This is a genomic window from Ectopseudomonas composti (genome assembly GCF_900115475.1).
GTDB lineage: Bacteria > Pseudomonadota > Gammaproteobacteria > Pseudomonadales > Pseudomonadaceae > Aquipseudomonas > Aquipseudomonas composti.
In genome coordinates this window covers 335,527-350,954 of sequence record NZ_FOWP01000005.1, presented here as the reverse complement: position 1 = coordinate 350,954, position 15,428 = coordinate 335,527, and the positions used below count along the sequence as shown (strand labels likewise).

Here is a 15,428-nt window from a genome sequence, read left to right as displayed (position 1 = left end):
GCACGCGTTCGCGATGCGCACGGCGCACCCTACCGATTGCGTTGCGGGTCGCTGCGCACCGATGGCGCCGAGCTACGGCGAAAATGCGAACGAAGGGTGAACCTGCGACAGGTTCCGGGTGAGCTGTTCAGGCGGGCGCTGGGAACAGACTATTCACCACCGACGGCGAAGTTGGGCAGGCTGTTGACTGGCTGGCGGAAGTTGAAGGGAATGGACTCGACCGCTAGGCCGACGTTGCGCTGGACCACGAAGTGCAGGTGGGGGCCGGTGCTGTTGCCGGTATTGCCGGAGCGCGCCAGCAGGCTGCCGGTGTCCACCCGCTGACCTTCACGCACGCTCACCGAGCCTTTCATCAGGTGCAGGTAGACGCCCATGGTGCCGTCATCATGCAGGATGCGCACGAAATTGCCGGCCGGGTTGTTGCCGCGCCCGCTCTGCTGGTTCTCGGTTTTCACCACCACACCGGCGCGCGCGGCGACGATGGGCGTGCCTTCGGGCATGGCGATGTCTACCGCGTAGCGGCCCTTGGCGGTGAAGTGACTGTAGGTGCCGTTGGCGCCCTGGGTCTGGCGGAACGGGCCGCCGCGCCAGGGCAGCGGATAGCGATGGATGCTCGGCTGCAAGCGCGGGTCGCCCAAGGCATAACGCAACCTGGGCTTGTAGCGCAGTGGCTTGGAGGCGTCCTGGGCGGTGAGGGTGGCCAGGCGGATATTGCTGCGCGGCGGCAGTACCCAGCGAAGCGGTTTTCCCGGCGCACCGATGGCGTTCTGCACCTGTTCCAGCTTCAGCTCGATTTCTACCGGGGCATAGAGGTCGTTGCGCACCAGCAGGGTTTCGCCGGCTTCGTGCTTCTTGGTTTCCAGCTTCACCTGGTTGTCCAGGCGCTCGACCATGCGGTCGTTGAACACGAACACCTGGGCGCCAGGCGCTGCCTGGTCGCTATAGGTCACCACGCCGTTCTTGTCGACGTATTTGTAGATGGTCAGCGCAGCGGCTTGGCTACTGAGAACCAGCAGGCTGCAGAGAAAAATCAGACGCCCTAGCATAACGACTCGGATCTTATGGCTTTTTGATATCCGGGCTAGGAAGACTAGCAGCGCGGCACGGCACATGCGAGCTACCGGCCGTCAGGCTGTGAACCGGCTCACCGCCGCCGGTCGGCAGACATCAGGTTTCCAGCATTCGCAGGGCGGGGTAACCCGTCATCAGGCACCGGGGCTGAAATGCTTCTGTGCGGTGCCGCGGGCGATCAGGCGCGACAGGTAGTCGAGCTTCTGCGGGTCGCGATCAACGAAGCGGAACGTCAGTTGCAGCCACTCGCTATCGGGCTTGGGTTCGAACGCCGCCACCGCGTGCAGATAGCCGTTGAGCCGCGCGGTTTCCGCCGCCTCGCCCTGCTCCAGGTCGAGCACCGCACTTTCCAGAACCTGGGGCAGTTGCTCGGTACGCTTGACCACCAGCAATGCCTCCTTGAGGCTCAGCGCCTTGATCACACAGGCCATGCTGCCACTCGGTAAGCGCAGCTGACCCTGGCCACGGCCAGCCGGTGATTTGCTCGGGGCCGCGGCTGCCGGTGCTGCGCTCGGCGCAGCTTGAGCTGCAGGTACGGGCATCGCGGCGCTGGGTTTGACCACCTCAGCCTTGCCACCGGTGAGGGCGGCCAGCGAGTCGTTGGCGAAACTGCCGGTGCTGAGCATCTTCGGTGGTGCGCTGGCAGCCAGGGCTTGCAGTTTGCCGGCGCGGCTCAGGGCTTTCTTCACCTTGGTCACCAACTGCTCGTTGGAGAACGGCTTGCCGATGTAATCGGAGACCCCGGCCTGGATCGCCTGCACCACGTTTTCCTTGTCGCCGCGGCTGGTGACCATGATGAAGGGTGTGGTTTTCAGGTTGTCCTGCTCGCGGCACCAGGTCAGCAGTTCGAGGCCCGACATCTCCGGCATTTCCCAGTCGCAAAGGATCAGGTCGACCACTTGGCGGCTGAGCATCTGCTGCGCCTTGCGGCCATTGATCGCCTCCTCGATCTGTACGCCGGGGAAGTGATCGCGCAGCCCTTTCTTGACCAGATCACGGATAAAGGTCGCGTCGTCCACCACCAGCACACTGACTTTGCTCATCGGCCACTCCTGTACGAATGGCAGTAAGCATAGTCATGGCCAGTGGCCTAAGGCCAACGGAAAACGTCGGGCACGCAACAAATCGCGCAAACGCAACGGCCCGGGAAGTCCCGGGCCGTCAGCGTATAGCGGGCATCACCCCCTGGACTTGCCCTCGACCTCTTCGCGCATACGGGTCAGGCCGATGTGACGCACATCGGTGCCACGCACCAGGTAGATCACCAGTTCGGCGATGTTGCGCGCATGATCGCCGATGCGCTCCAGCGAGCGCAGCACCCAGATCACGTTGAGCACGCGGGTGATGGAGCGCGGGTCTTCCATCATGTAGGTGACCAGCTCGCGCAGCGCCGTCTTGTACTCGCGGTCGACGGTCTTGTCGTGCTGGGCCACGGCCAGAGCCAGGTCGGCATCGAAACGGGCGAAAGCGTCGAGCGCATCCTGCACCATCTTGCGCACCTGATCACCGATGTGACGGATCTCCACGTAGCCGCGCGGGGCTTCACCTTCTTCGCTGAGAAGGATGGCGCGCTTGGCGATCTTGGTCGATTCGTCACCAATGCGCTCGAGGTCGATCACCGACTTGGAGATGCTGATGATCAGGCGCAGATCAGAGGCCGCTGGCTGGCGACGGGCGAGGATGCGCACGCATTCCTCGTCGATGTTGCGCTCCATCTGGTTGATCTGGTCATCGATCTCACGCACTTGCTGGGCCAGGCCGGAGTCGGCCTCGATCAGCGCGGTAACGGCGTCGTTGACCTGCTTTTCCACCAGGCCGCCCATGGCCAGCAGATGGCTGCGCACTTCTTCCAGTTCGGCGTTGAACTGCTGGGAGATGTGCTGGGTAAGGTTATCTTTGTTGATCATGTTTCGCTCCGCGAAAGCTGCCAGCTTGGGTGACCATGGTGCGCACGGCGCACCCTACACGTTGAGTTTCAGCACTAAGGCCCTTGGAAAATGCTCTCTGGCGCGAAGGGCGCGCGCTGACAGTACGAGTAGTACGGCAAGCGCGCCCGACAAAGCCTGGGAGTGTTTGCCATGGCCTTAGCCATAGCGACCGGTGATGTAGTCTTCTGTCTGCTTCTTGGCCGGGTTGGTGAACAGCGTGTCGGTATCGCCGAACTCGATCAGTTTGCCCATGTACATGAACGCGGTGTAATCGGAAACGCGCGCCGCCTGCTGCATGTTGTGGGTCACGATGACGATGGTGTACTTGCTCTTGAGCTCGTAGATCAGCTCTTCGACCTTCAGCGTGGAGATCGGGTCGAGTGCCGAGCAGGGTTCGTCGAGCAGCAGCACTTCGGGCTGCACCGCCACGGTACGGGCGATCACCAGACGTTGCTGCTGACCACCGGACAGGCCCAGCGCCGAATCGTGCAGACGGTCCTTGACCTCGTCCCACAGCGCCGCGCTCTTCAGCGCCCACTCCACCGCCTCATCGAGCACACGCTTGCTGTTGATGCCCTGGATACGCAGGCCATACACCACGTTCTCGTAGATGCTCTTGGGGAACGGGTTGGGCTTCTGGAACACCATGCCGACGCGGCGGCGCAACTCGGCGACATCCTCGCCCTTGCGGTAGATGTTGCGTCCGTCGATGTTGATCTCACCTTCCACGCGGCAACCGTCGACCAGATCGTTCATGCGGTTGAAGGTACGCAGCAGGGTCGACTTGCCGCAGCCGGACGGGCCGATGAAGGCGGTCACGCGCTGCTTGGGGATATCCATCTTGACCTCGAACAGCGCCTGCTTCTGGCCGTAGTAGAGGTTGAGACCCGGCACTTCGATGGCCGTGGTCTCGTTGGCCAGGCTCAGGCTCTGCTTGTCACGGCCGAGTGCGGCCAGATCGATACCGTGGGTATGGGTTTCGTGTTGCATAAACTCACTCCGTTCGTAGCTACAAGCTGCAAGCTGCGCACCGGCGGTGCGCGACTCGTAGCTGCGTTAGTGATCCAGCGCCTTGTACTTCTCGCGCAGGTGGTTACGGATATAGACCGCGGTCAGGTTGAGCAGGGCGATGACGATCACCAGCAGCAGCGCCGTGGCGTAAACCAGCGGGCGAGCGGCCTCGACGTTGGGGCTCTGGAAGCCGACGTCGTAGATGTGGAAGCCCAGGTGCATGATCTTCTGATCCAGGTGCAGGTAAGGGTAGTTGCCGTTGAGCGGCAGGGTCGGTGCCAGCTTGACCACACCCACCAGCATCAGCGGCGCCACCTCACCGGCGGCACGCGCCACGGCGAGAATCAGGCCGGTCATCATCGCCGGGCTGGCCATCGGAATGACCACCTTCCACAGCGTCTCGGCCTTGGTCGCACCGAGCGCCAGCGAACCCTCGCGCACCGCTCGCGGGATGCGCGCCAGACCTTCCTCGGTGGCGACGATCACCACCGGCAGGGTGAGGATCGCCAGCGTCAGCGAGGCCCACATCAGGCCCGGCGTGCCGAAGGTCGGTGCCGGCGCAGACTCGGGGAAGAACAACTGGTCGATCGAACCACCCAGTACATAGACGAAAAAGCCCAGACCGAATACGCCGTAGACGATCGACGGTACGCCGGCCAGGTTGTTCACCGCAATGCGGATCACCCGGGTCAGTGCGCCTTGGTGCGCGTATTCACGCAGGTACACCGCAGCGATCACGCCGAACGGGGTGACGATCACCGCCATCAGCATGACCATCAGCACGGTACCGAAGATGGCCGGGAAGATCCCGCCTTCGGTGTTGGCCTCACGCGGCTCGTCGCTGACGAATTCCCATAGCTTCATGGCATAGAAGCCGAGCTTGTCGACGGTGCTCATGGCGTTCGGGCGGAAGGCACGAACAATCTTGCCCAGGGCGATCTCGGTCAGACGGCCATCGCTGGCGCTCAGGGTCACACTGTCACGGTTGATCTGCTGGGTCAGCGCCACCATGCGCTCTTCGAGCACCTTGTACTCGGCATTCCACGCATCGCGGCGGGCATCCATGTCGGCCTGTGCGGCAGCATCCAGCTTGTCCTGCAGCTGCAGCTTGCGGCCCTCCAGGCGGATACGTTCGAGGCCATGGTTGATGCGGCCGATGTCACGCTTCTCCAGGCGCACCAGCTGCGCATGCAGGTCGTCGACACGATCCAGGCGCTCCTGCAATGCCGCCCAGGCCGCATCACCCTCGGCGACCACCTGGCCGCCTTCCTTGACGTTGACCAGGTTGCCGTAGAAATTGCCCCACTCGCGGCGCTCCAGCACGGTGATGCCAGCCGGCTTGCGCGGATTGCTCAGCCATTCGCCAACCACCCAGGTGAAGTCAGCACCGAACAGATCGCGGTTACCCACCTTGAACAGCTCGCGGGTCATGAACTCGCCACCCTCGGCGGCGACCGGCATGCCGGCGGCAGCGAGACGTGCACGCGGCACCTCCTCCACCTGCACCACTTCACCCAGCAGTACCCGTGCCTCCTGACCGGGCACCTGATAGTCGGCCTCGAGGATATCCGCCGGCCAGAAGTGGCCAAGACCGCGGGAGGCGATCACCGCCAGCAGGCCGAGGGTCATGATGATGGCGATGGCCACTGCGCCCCCGCTCATCCACACGCCCGGAGCGCCGCTCTTGTACCAGGATTTCAGGTTGTTCTGTTTCACGGCATCACACCTTGAATGAAATCTTGCATTGCGCCCTTCTCCTGGGAGAAGGGCTGCTTTATCTCCCCTCTCCCGCTTGCGGGAGAGGGGTCGGGGGAGAGGGCTACGGCACGCGACCGAAACGCCCTCTCCCGCCCCTTCGGGGCACCCTCTCCCACAAGTGGGAGAGGGTCATCAGTTGGCCTGCTGCGCAGGCATGTTTTACAGGCTCGAATACTTGGTGCGCAGACGCTGGCGAATCAGCTCGGCCAGGGTGTTCATCACGAAGGTGAACATCAACAGCACCAGCGCGGCCAGAAACAGCACGCGGTAGTGAGTACCGCCGACCTCGGACTCGGGCATTTCGACCGCGACGTTAGCCGCCAGGGTGCGCATGCCTTCGAAGATGTTCACGTCCATGATCGGCGTGTTGCCGGTGGCCATCAGCACGATCATGGTCTCGCCGACAGCTCGGCCCATACCGATCATCAGCGCCGAGAAGATGCCCGGGCTGGCGGTGAGGATCACCACGCGAGTCAAGGTCTGCCAGGGCGTGGCACCGAGCGCCAGCGAGCCGAAGGTCAGGCTCTTGGGTACGCTGAATACGGCGTCTTCGGCGATCGAGTAGATGTTCGGGATCACCGCGAAACCCATCGCCAGACCGACCACCAGAGCGTTGCGCTGGTCGAAGGGAATACCCAGGTCGTTGGACAGCCACAGGCGCATGTTGCCGCCGAACAGCCAGTTTTCCAGATGGCCGCTGATGGCGATGGAGAACCAGCCCACGGCGATCACCACCGGAATCAGCAGCGCCGCCTCCCAGCCCTCGGGAACGCGGTGGCGGACGGTCTCAGGCAACTTGGTCCAGAGGAAACCGAACAACAGAATGCCCACCGGCGTCAGCAGCAACAGGCTGAAGATGCCGGGTAAGTGGTTCTCCAGGAACGGTGCGAGGAACAGACCGGCGAAGAAACCAAGGATCACCGTCGGCAGCGCCTCCATCAGCTCGATCACTGGCTTGACCTTGGTGCGCATGCGCGGCGCCATGAAGTAGGCGGTGTAGATCGCCGCGGCCACGGCCAGCGGAGCGGCCAGCAGCATCGCGTAGAACGCGGCCTTGAGGGTACCGAAGGCCAACGGCGAGAGGCTCAGCTTGGCTTCGAAGTCGGTGTTGGCAGAGGTCGACTGCCAAACGTAGTCAGGTTCTGGATAGCTTTCGTACCAGACCTTGCCCCACAGCGAGCTCCAGGAAATCTCCGGGTGCGGGTTGTCGACCACGAAGCGTTGTAGCTTGCCGTCCGACTCCACCAGCACACGGCTGGCACGCGGCGACAGAGCAGCGATGGCGCTACCTTCGGCGACCTGCTGCTTGAGCAGGGTGCGGTGTGCGGTGCTGTGGAAGATACCCAGACGACCGTCGGCATCCAGCGCCATGAAGCCCTTGCGGCGCTCCTCGGGCAGAATCTGGGTGATCGCGCTGTCGCCCAGCTGGAAGCTGCGGATCGACTGGAAGGTGGACTTGCCGTCCTTGTCACGCACCATGAACCACTGCTGGATGCCGCCCTTGGCATCACCGATCATGATCGAGATGCCGCCGAGCAGGCTGGTGGCGCTGGTGACGCGGTTGGAGGCGTCCTTGAGCAGTTCATAGCGACCGTTGAGGCTACGCTTGCGCAGGTCGAAGACATCCGCGCTGGAGTCGCCATTGAACACGTACAGCCACATCTGCCGCGGGTCGAGGATCAGTTGACTGATCGGCTCGCCGATCTGCGGCAGGGCGATGCGCTCTTCGCTGACGCTCACCTCACCGGTGAACAGATTTTCCTCGCGACCGAGGCTGATCAGGTGCAGCTCGTTACCGGTTGAACCGGCCAGCATCAGCGTGCCGCCATTGATGTTCAGGGCGACGTGCTCGAGCGGGCGGCCCTGCGGGTCGACCTCGATTGGCGTCTCGCCATAGGGGTATTCGATCTGCGGTGCGATGGTGCGCACGTTATCCGGGTAGGTGATCTTGTAGTTGTGCTGGATCACCAGCGCCTGGCCATTGGACAGACCCAGTACCACACGGCGCGTACCCGGCTGGTCCTGGGCGACGGAGGCGACGCTGACGCCTTCTGGCAGCGCCAACTGCAGGCGTTGCAGCGCTTCACCGCTCTTCAGTTCGAAGAACTGCACGGCACCGGCAGTATCCAGACGCATGGCCACCTGATTCTGCTCTTCGACAGCCAGCAACAGCGGCGCTTGCGCCTCGGCCAGCCAGGCTGGTTGCTGCACCTTGCGCGCATCGAGCTCGGCGCCTTGGAACATCGGCAACACGACGTGGGCCAGGTAGAAGAAGATCAGGGTGATGGCACCGAGCACCGCCAGACCACCGATGGAGACGTACCAACGCGCCATGCGGTCCTTCAGTGCACGCAGGCGACGCTTGCGTTGCAGGGCGGGGGTGTTGAAGTCGATCCCCAGGGGGTTCTGCGAGCGATTCACGGATTCGTTTGCCAAGTCATTCATGCGAGAAATCTCTGCGCGGGCTCAAGTGCAGCGCATAGGGCTGTCCAGGCTTGTCAATCTAGCGAGCTTGTATGACAGAAAGGTTACAGTCGCCTGACACGACGAAGCCCACCACTCACAGGAGCGGTGGGCTGCGTCGGCCATCAGATGAACATCAGTCGGCCGACATCGTCAGGCACTGAAATTACAGGCCCAGCTCCTTCATGGTCTTCTCGACCACTTTGGACGGCAGCGGGATGTAGCCATCCTTCACCACCACTTCCTGACCTTGCTTGGACAGCACCAGCTTGACGAACTCGGCGTCCAGCGGGCTCAGCGGCTGGTTCGGCGCCTTGTTCAGGTAGACGTAGAAGAAGCGAGCCAGCGGGTACTTGCCGGACAGGGCGTTGGTTTCGTTGGCTTCTTCGACCTGGCCGTTCTTGTCTACCAGCGGCACAGCGCGAACGCTGGAGGTCTTGTAACCGATGCCCGAGTAGCCGATGGCGTTCAGGGTGCTGGAGATCGACTGGACCACGGAAGCCGAACCCGGCTGCTCGTTGACGTTGGCCTTGAAGTCGCCTTTGCACAGGGCTTCTTCCTTGAAGTAGCCGTAGGTGCCGGATACCGAGTTACGACCGAACAGTTGAATCGGCTTGTTCGCCCACTCGCCAGTCAGACCGACGTCGCCCCAGGTTTTCAGGTCCTTGTCTTCACCGCACAGACGCGTGCTGGAGAAGATCGCATCGACCTGATGCATGGTCAGCGACTTGACCGGGTTGTCCTTGTGCACGAACACGGCCAGGGCGTCGATGGCTACCGGAACGGCGGTCGGCTTGTAGCCATACTTTTCTTCGAAGGCCTGGATTTCACTGTCCTTCATCGGACGGCTCATCGGGCCCATGTTGGCGGTGCCTTCGGTCAGCGCGGGTGGCGCGGTGGAGGAACCGGCGGCCTGGATCTGGATGTTGACGTTGGGGTAGTTCTTCTTGAACTCTTCTGCCCACAGGGTCATCAGGTTGGCCAGCGAGTCGGAACCGACGCTGGACAGGTTGCCCGATACACCGGAAGTCTTTTCATAGGCTGGCAGAGCCGGGTCGACGGCGGCTACAGCAGATACGGCGCTTACGCCAGCGGCGGCGAAAGTCAGGGCCGCCATCAAACGCTTCAGTTTCATGCCTTGCTCCTAGCAGGATAGTGTTGGATGGAACGGGCCCAAGTATCTGCAGGCCACGTGAACACTCTATGAAACGAATGTGACAGTTAAATGAATGCTGGCGACTTTCGGAGGTGGCAGAGAGAAAGCGCTTCGGATGGTCTGGGGGAAGTGTGAGTGATACCGGACTGGCAATAAGTGTGTGCTTTCGGTGCTGGCACTATCCGTTAGCGCGTCGTCTGAACGTTTAGGTTTCGCCCCTTACGGGCGAGTCACTTTCTCTTGCTTGCCCAAGAGAAAGTAACCAAAGAGAAGGGCACCCCGACATCCGGCCCCGGCTGCGCCGGGGTTCCCTTCTTTGGCACACCTTTCTTGGGCAAGCAAAGAAACGTAGCGAAGCGCAGTAACAGCCGCAGGCTGGCCCGAAGGGTGAGCGCAGCGAATCAAGGTGTGGCGCCCATAAGGGGCGCAACCCAAACGCTCAGCACACGCGGTAACGGATAGTGCTAAGCCAGTAAGCAATACGCGCACAAACTTGCCAGTCCGATCTGCCCAACCAAAAAGCCCCCGCACGCAATGCGTGCAGGGGCTCGAGTGTCGCCGCAGGGGTTACTGCATGTTCTGCTTCAGCGCGCGCATGCGGTCGTGACAAGCACGCACCTTGGGCATCTCCACTGCCAGCAGCACACGAACGTCATTGTCCGCGCTTTCCAGCGCATCTTCGAAGGCATGCAGGATACGGTCCTCGGCCTCTTCCAGCTGCGCGACGTAAGTGGCGTCCTCGTCCTTAGCCAGGGTCGCGCGAGTGTCGGCGTAGAACTGGCGCAGCTTGCCCAGCATGGTGCCGCCGGACGCCGGCTCACTCTGGTTGGCGGCGACCTTGACGCTGAGGGCGTCGATTACTTCGGTCTTGGCGCGCACCATGTCGCGGAACAGCGCCTGCAGACGGATATCCTTGACCTCTTCATGGGCATGTTCGTAGAAGCGCTTGCCGTCACGGGTGATTTCGATCAGTTCGTTGAGTTGTGCGGTCTTGCTGCTCATGGATTGACTCCTTGGCAATGGGACTTGCGGATTACGGCCACTGTGGGCGGCCGCGATGGGTTGAAATTCAGCTGCTGATGCGCAGAGCGTCGGCATCGACACCCTTCACACCGCGAATGTTGCGGGCGATCTCGACCGCCAGGCGTTTCTCGGCACTGCTCAGCACGTTACCGCGCAGGCTGACCAGACCATCGTCGGTATTCACCGAAATGTTCAGCGCATCCAGGTTGCGGCTGTAGAGGAAACTGGCCTTGACCTTGCTGGTGATCCAGCCGTCGCTGATGTTCTCGCGCGCCTCATTGAGGGTGGTCTGCACTTCGCTGCCACTGCTGTCGGCGGTGCTGATGCTGAGATGGTTGAACACCTCGCGCACGCCGTCGGTATTGGCCGCCAGCTGGCCCGCCAACTCCTTGGCCGCTGGGGTTTGGGCATGGCCACTGAGGGTGATGTTGCCGGTCTCGCTCTTGACCTGAATGTCCAGGCCGCGGGTATTGCTATTCCACAGCAACTTGGACTTCACCGTGGCGGCCAGGCTAGCATCCTCCAGACGCTGCACCAGGCCTGGAGGATTGCCTTCGGCTGCTTCACCAGCCACTTCGATGCGATTGTCCACCGCATCGATGCCCTCTATGCTCAGCGCCACCTGCTCGGCCAGCTCCTTCTGGACCTCGCTTTCGACTTTGCCGCTGAGGGTGGCCTCGCCATCCTCCACATCGATGTCGAGCTTGAACGGGTTGAGGTGGCGGTTGAGAGCGAAGGCGGTCCAGATAGAACCTTCCTGGCGCGCCGCCTCAAGCTGCGCTGACAGCTGGTCTTCGGCAGCGTGACTGGCCAGCGGTGTCAGCCCGAGCATCAGCGCGGTACCGGCGGCCAGTAACAAGGGTTTGAACTGGGGCATGGCTTCACTCCTGTTCGTGAGACGATATGGAGGAATATCGCAAGCCCCATGCCAGCCAAGCGTACTCAATAAAATCGTTTAAAAACAAATAGTTAATATAAATAAAGGCACCCTGCCTGCATGCAGGGTGCAGTATTGGCGCAGTCAGGCCGTGCAACTTGCATGGTTTTTACCTGACTAAGCTGCATTGACCAGTCAGACGGAGCACATACATGGCAGTTTCAGAGCAAACCAGCGGACGAATTCTGCTGGTGGACGACGAAGCGGCAATCCTGCGTACCTTCCGCTACTGCCTGGAAGACGAGGGCTACGACGTCGCCGGTGCCAGCAGCGCCGCGCAGGCCGAAGCACTACTGCATCGCCAGGTGTTCGACCTGTGCTTCCTCGATCTGCGCCTCGGCGAGGACAACGGTCTCGACCTGCTGGCGCAGATGCGCATCCAGGCGCCATGGATGCGCGTGGTGATCGTCACCGCTCACTCCGCCGTGGATACAGCGGTGGACGCGATTCAGGCTGGTGCCGCCGATTATCTGGTCAAACCCTGCACCCCGGATCAACTGCGCCTGGCTGCCGCCAAGCAGTTGGAAGTGCGCTCCCTGGCCGCGCGCCTGGAGGCCTTGGAGGGTGAGGTACGCAAGGCCAAGGACGGGCTCGACTCGCATAGCCCGGCAATGATGGCGATTCTGGAAACGGCGCGTCAGGTCGCCGCCACTGATGCCAACATCCTTATCCTCGGCGAGTCCGGCACCGGCAAGGGCGAGCTGTCGCGCGCCATCCACGGCTGGAGCCGGCGCGCCAAGCGCACCTGCGTGACCATCAACTGCCCGTCACTGACGGCCGAACTGATGGAAAGCGAGCTGTTCGGCCACGCTCGCGGCTCCTTCACCGGTGCCAGCGAGAGCACCCAGGGCCGCGTCAGCCAGGCCGATGGCGGCACGCTGTTCCTCGATGAAATCGGCGACTTCCCACTAGCCCTGCAGCCCAAGTTGCTGCGTTTCATCCAGGACAAGGAATACGAGCGCGTCGGCGACCCGGTGACCCGCCGCGCCGATGTGCGCATCGTCGCCGCCACCAACCTCGACCTCGACGAAATGGTACGCGAGGGGCGTTTCCGCGAAGACCTGCTCTACCGCCTCAACGTCATCACCCTCAAGCTGCCGCCACTGCGCGAACGCCACGAGGACGTGATGTCGCTAGCCGAACGCTTCCTCGTGCGTTTCGTCCGCGATTACGGCCGCCCGGCCTGCGGCTTCAGCGCCGAGGCCATCGCCGCCCTGCAGGCCTATCACTGGCCGGGCAACATCCGCGAACTGCGCAACGTCATCGAACGCGCCAGCATCATCTGCCAGAGCGAGACCGTGGAGGTCGTCCACCTCGGACTCGGCGGCAGCAGCGAAGCCCCCAGCAGTACCGTGCGAGTTGGCGCGGCGATGAGCCTGGAAGAGCTGGAGAAGGCGCACATTGCCGCCGTGCTAGCCAGCAGCGGCACCCTCGACATGGCAGCCAAGACCCTGGGTATCGATACCTCGACCCTCTACCGCAAACGCAAGCAGTACAACCTCTGACCACGGGATCTCCATGAAGCTGTCGATGAAGCTTCGCACGCGACTGTTCCTTAGCATCTCCGCACTGATCACCGTGGCGCTGCTCGGCCTGCTACTCGGCCTCTTCAGCGTGACGCAGATGGCGCGCAGCCAGAGCGACCTGATCCAGCGCGGCTTCGATGCCGTGCAGATCGGCCAGAAGCTGCGTCAGCACCTGGGCGACGAGCTGATCGTACTGATCGACAAGGAGCCTGACCCGCAGCGCCTCCAGACCATTCGCCAATCGTTCCGCGCCACCTTCGAGGAAGGGATCAACGCCAACCTCGGTGCCGATTACATACGCGCAATGGAACGGGCCGCAACGCTTTACGACGAGATGGAAAAGGCAGCCAGCAACGGCACCCCGCCTGGTGAAACGCCTCACGGCCTGGGCACCTACAAACCCTTCACCGACGCCTTCCAGCGCCTTCGTGACCACCTGCTGGAACAGCAGGACCAGGTCGTGGAATGGGTCATCGCCGCCGAGAGCAAGGCCGGCGAGCGCTCACAGCTGATCGCCGGGCTGCTGGTACTGATCGGCCTGGCAGTGCTGGCGATCGGTGTACTTACCGCCCACGGCATCGCGCGCCGCTTCGGCGCTCCCATCGACATGCTGGCGCGCGCTGCCGACCAGATCGGCCGTGGTCGATACGACGTGGTACTGCCGGTCTCTCCAGTGCTCGAACTGGCGGTGCTGAGCCGCCGCTTCGGTCTGATGACCGAAGCCCTGCGCGAATACCACTCGAGCAATCTCAACCAGTTGCTCAGCAGCGAGGGCCGACTGAAGGCGGTGCTCGACAGCATCGACGATGGCCTGATCATTCTCGATGCCGAAGGCAACATCGAGCACGCCAACCCAGTGGCGCTGCGCCAGCTGTCTCGGCATACCGATATACAGGGCCAGCCGATTGGTCCACTGCTACCCGAACACTCGGTGGACGAAGCGCTGCGTCAGGTACTGGCAGGCGAGCTGCTGCAGGAGCCGCCGGCCGACCTGCAGATCGAACGTGACGGGGAAACCAGGGTGCTGGCCTGGGCCCTGACACCGGTGCAGGTGAGCGAGGGTGGCAGCGTGGGGGCCGTCATGGTGCTGCGTGACGTCACCAAACAACGCGCCTTCGAGAGAGTGCGCAGCGAATTCATCCTGCGCGCATCCCACGAGCTGCGCACGCCGATCACCGGCATGCACATGGCCTTCAGCCTGTTACGCGAGCGCATCACGCTGCCATCAGGCGGACGCGAACAGGAGTTGATACGTACCGTCGACGAGGAAATGCATCGCCTGGTGCAACTGATCGACGATCTGCTCAACTTCTCGCGCTACCAGAACGGCGTACAGACCCTGCAGCGCCGCCCCTGCGACCTCGGCGAACTCGTTCAGCAAATGCCGCAGCGCTTCGCCGAAAAAGCCGGGGAGCGGGAGGTGACACTGGTCTGCGATATCCACGAACCGCTACCGCACCTCAACCTCGACAGCGCACAGCTGGAACGATTGCTCGCCAACCTGACCGACAACGCCCTGCGCTATAGCAATCCGGGCGACACGGTACGGCTGCAGGTACGCCGCCATGACGAGCAGGTGATCGTCAGCGTACAGGACCAGGGCGAAGGCATCCCCTTCGAGCAGCAGGCGCGAATCTTCGAGCCCTTCGTCCAGGTGGGCCGGCGCAAAGGTGGCGTCGGTCTGGGCCTGGCCCTGGCTCGGGAGATCGTGCAACTGCATGGCGGCCGACTCAGCGTGCATTCGCGCCCAGGCGAAGGCACCACCTTCTACTTCAGCCTGCCAGTGTGACGCCTTACGGCTTAACGCCAGCCAATACACCTCGAACAATAAAAAACGCCGCGATCTTCGCGGCGTTTTTCGCTTCAGGCGTCTTGCTGTAGGCGCTACAAGCTCAGCGCAGTACCGGATCGAACTTGATACGGCGCCCAGCCATCAGCGCAATCAGAAAGCCCAGGCCGAAGACCAGGCCGGCGCCCTTGAGCAGCAGGGTGAAACGCTCTTCCAAGCCGGGGCTCAGCCACAGCAAGGCGAGGCTCGAAAGGGTCATGATCAACAACAGGATGGCACTTCTGGACATGGCGAGACTCCTTGTCGGTCAGAACACCCAGCGCGGGGTGCTGTTGGCTGGGCGCGGCTCACGGTTGGCGGTACCGGTGTCGCCATCGTCGGAAATACGCAACCACTGAGCATCGTCACCGATGGTGCCGACAGCGCGGGTGGGCTGGGTGCGCAGTTCAGCAGAACCTTCCTGCAGCACACCGACACGGGACTCCCACACCGGCGAGTTGGTGAGGGTGAACTCAGCCGTCTTGGCAATGGCCCCAGCCGAGCCCGTGAAATCTTTGGCGTAAGCCCCGTTGACCAGCAATGCAGCGACGCAAAACAGGCTCATTCGGACGATGTTCATGACGCTTCTCCATCAGCAGGTCAGTCGGGGGGCTTACATGACTGATTCTGCAGCGCTCATGCCAACATCTAATTGTTAAAAATATCCTTATAAATCAATATATTAAATAAATATCAAATTGCCTTCTGCATGCACTTTGCAAGATGC

Annotated in this window: 13 protein-coding genes; 2 read left to right on the top strand and 11 right to left on the bottom strand. The window is 62.3% G+C overall.

Annotation, left to right across the window (positions count from 1 at the left end; all coding sequences use genetic code 11):
• Positions 1–149: 149 nt before the first annotated feature.
• The 9 genes from BM059_RS12090 to BM059_RS12050 form a co-directional block, all read right to left on the bottom strand.
• A complete protein-coding gene (locus BM059_RS12090) occupies positions 150–1,046 on the bottom strand; it encodes a peptidoglycan DD-metalloendopeptidase family protein (RefSeq protein ID WP_074938892.1) in 897 nt (298 codons plus the stop codon).
• A gap of 159 nt (positions 1,047–1,205) precedes the next feature.
• Positions 1,206–2,114, bottom strand: a complete 909-nt coding sequence (locus tag BM059_RS12085) for a response regulator (RefSeq protein WP_074938890.1) — start codon at positions 2,112–2,114, stop codon at positions 1,206–1,208.
• A gap of 135 nt (positions 2,115–2,249) precedes the next feature.
• Positions 2,250–2,978 carry a phosphate signaling complex protein PhoU gene (gene phoU, locus BM059_RS12080; protein ID WP_037001617.1) on the bottom strand — a complete coding sequence of 243 codons (729 nt, stop codon included), beginning with the start codon at positions 2,976–2,978 and terminating at the stop codon, positions 2,250–2,252.
• Between the two features lie 177 nt (positions 2,979–3,155).
• Positions 3,156–3,989, bottom strand: a complete 834-nt coding sequence (gene pstB / locus BM059_RS12075) for a phosphate ABC transporter ATP-binding protein PstB (RefSeq protein WP_074938889.1) — start codon at positions 3,987–3,989, stop codon at positions 3,156–3,158.
• A 66-nt stretch (positions 3,990–4,055) separates the two neighbouring features.
• Positions 4,056–5,726: a phosphate ABC transporter permease PstA gene (gene pstA / locus BM059_RS12070; protein ID WP_074938887.1), complete on the bottom strand. Its 1,671-nt coding sequence runs from the start codon at positions 5,724–5,726 to the stop codon at positions 4,056–4,058.
• 201 nt (positions 5,727–5,927) lie between these two features.
• Positions 5,928–8,213, bottom strand: a complete 2,286-nt coding sequence (locus BM059_RS12065) for an ABC transporter permease subunit (RefSeq protein ID WP_074938885.1) — start codon at positions 8,211–8,213, stop codon at positions 5,928–5,930.
• Positions 8,214–8,397: 184 nt separating this feature from the next.
• Positions 8,398–9,366 (bottom strand): PstS family phosphate ABC transporter substrate-binding protein, encoded by a 969-nt coding sequence (locus BM059_RS12060; RefSeq protein ID WP_037001622.1) that lies wholly within the window; start codon positions 9,364–9,366, stop codon positions 8,398–8,400.
• Between the two features lie 588 nt (positions 9,367–9,954).
• The gene (locus BM059_RS12055) at positions 9,955–10,389 is read right to left on the bottom strand and encodes a ferritin-like domain-containing protein (RefSeq protein WP_017676439.1); all 435 of its coding nucleotides are present in this window, start codon (positions 10,387–10,389) and stop codon (positions 9,955–9,957) included.
• Positions 10,390–10,456: 67 nt separating this feature from the next.
• The gene (locus BM059_RS12050) at positions 10,457–11,287 is read right to left on the bottom strand and encodes a BON domain-containing protein (protein WP_074938883.1); all 831 of its coding nucleotides are present in this window, start codon (positions 11,285–11,287) and stop codon (positions 10,457–10,459) included.
• Positions 11,288–11,499: 212 nt separating this feature from the next.
• Here BM059_RS12050 and algB point away from each other — a divergent pair, with 212 nt between their 5' ends.
• Entirely contained in the window at positions 11,500–12,852 is a 1,353-nt protein-coding gene (gene algB / locus BM059_RS12045) for a sigma-54-dependent response regulator transcription factor AlgB (RefSeq protein ID WP_074938881.1), read from the top strand.
• 13 nt (positions 12,853–12,865) lie between these two features.
• Positions 12,866–14,662, top strand: coding sequence for an ATP-binding protein (locus BM059_RS12040; RefSeq protein WP_074938879.1), 1,797 nt, complete (start codon positions 12,866–12,868; stop codon positions 14,660–14,662).
• 103 nt (positions 14,663–14,765) lie between these two features.
• On the opposite strand, the gene BM059_RS12035 is transcribed toward BM059_RS12040, so the two are convergent.
• Together BM059_RS12035 and BM059_RS12030 are read right to left on the bottom strand one after the other, a co-directional pair.
• Positions 14,766–14,951, bottom strand: coding sequence for a PA3371 family protein (locus tag BM059_RS12035; RefSeq protein WP_037001632.1), 186 nt, complete (start codon positions 14,949–14,951; stop codon positions 14,766–14,768).
• Positions 14,952–14,969: 18 nt separating this feature from the next.
• A complete protein-coding gene (locus tag BM059_RS12030; RefSeq protein ID WP_037001633.1) occupies positions 14,970–15,281 on the bottom strand; it encodes a hypothetical protein in 312 nt (103 codons plus the stop codon).
• Between the last annotated feature and the right edge of the window lie 147 nt (positions 15,282–15,428).

Excerpts from the sequence above, each read along its gene's own strand:
- phoU (WP_037001617.1), bottom strand. The coding sequence starts at position 2,978 with ATGATCAACAAAGATAACCTTACCCAGCACATCTCCCAGCAGTTCAAC.
- BM059_RS12065 (WP_074938885.1), bottom strand. The coding sequence starts at position 8,213 with ATGAATGACTTGGCAAACGAATCCGTGAATCGCTCGCAGAACCCCCTG.
- BM059_RS12035 (WP_037001632.1), bottom strand. The coding sequence starts at position 14,951 with ATGTCCAGAAGTGCCATCCTGTTGTTGATCATGACCCTTTCGAGCCTC.
- algB (WP_074938881.1), top strand. The coding sequence starts at position 11,500 with ATGGCAGTTTCAGAGCAAACCAGCGGACGAATTCTGCTGGTGGACGAC.
- BM059_RS12090 (WP_074938892.1), bottom strand. The coding sequence starts at position 1,046 with ATGCTAGGGCGTCTGATTTTTCTCTGCAGCCTGCTGGTTCTCAGTAGC.
- BM059_RS12040 (WP_074938879.1), top strand. The coding sequence starts at position 12,866 with ATGAAGCTGTCGATGAAGCTTCGCACGCGACTGTTCCTTAGCATCTCC.
- BM059_RS12085 (WP_074938890.1), bottom strand. The coding sequence starts at position 2,114 with ATGAGCAAAGTCAGTGTGCTGGTGGTGGACGACGCGACCTTTATCCGT.
- BM059_RS12055 (WP_017676439.1), bottom strand. The coding sequence starts at position 10,389 with ATGAGCAGCAAGACCGCACAACTCAACGAACTGATCGAAATCACCCGT.
- BM059_RS12030 (WP_037001633.1), bottom strand. The coding sequence starts at position 15,281 with ATGAACATCGTCCGAATGAGCCTGTTTTGCGTCGCTGCATTGCTGGTC.
- BM059_RS12050 (WP_074938883.1), bottom strand. The coding sequence starts at position 11,287 with ATGCCCCAGTTCAAACCCTTGTTACTGGCCGCCGGTACCGCGCTGATG.
- pstB (WP_074938889.1), bottom strand. The coding sequence starts at position 3,989 with ATGCAACACGAAACCCATACCCACGGTATCGATCTGGCCGCACTCGGC.
- BM059_RS12060 (WP_037001622.1), bottom strand. The coding sequence starts at position 9,366 with ATGAAACTGAAGCGTTTGATGGCGGCCCTGACTTTCGCCGCCGCTGGC.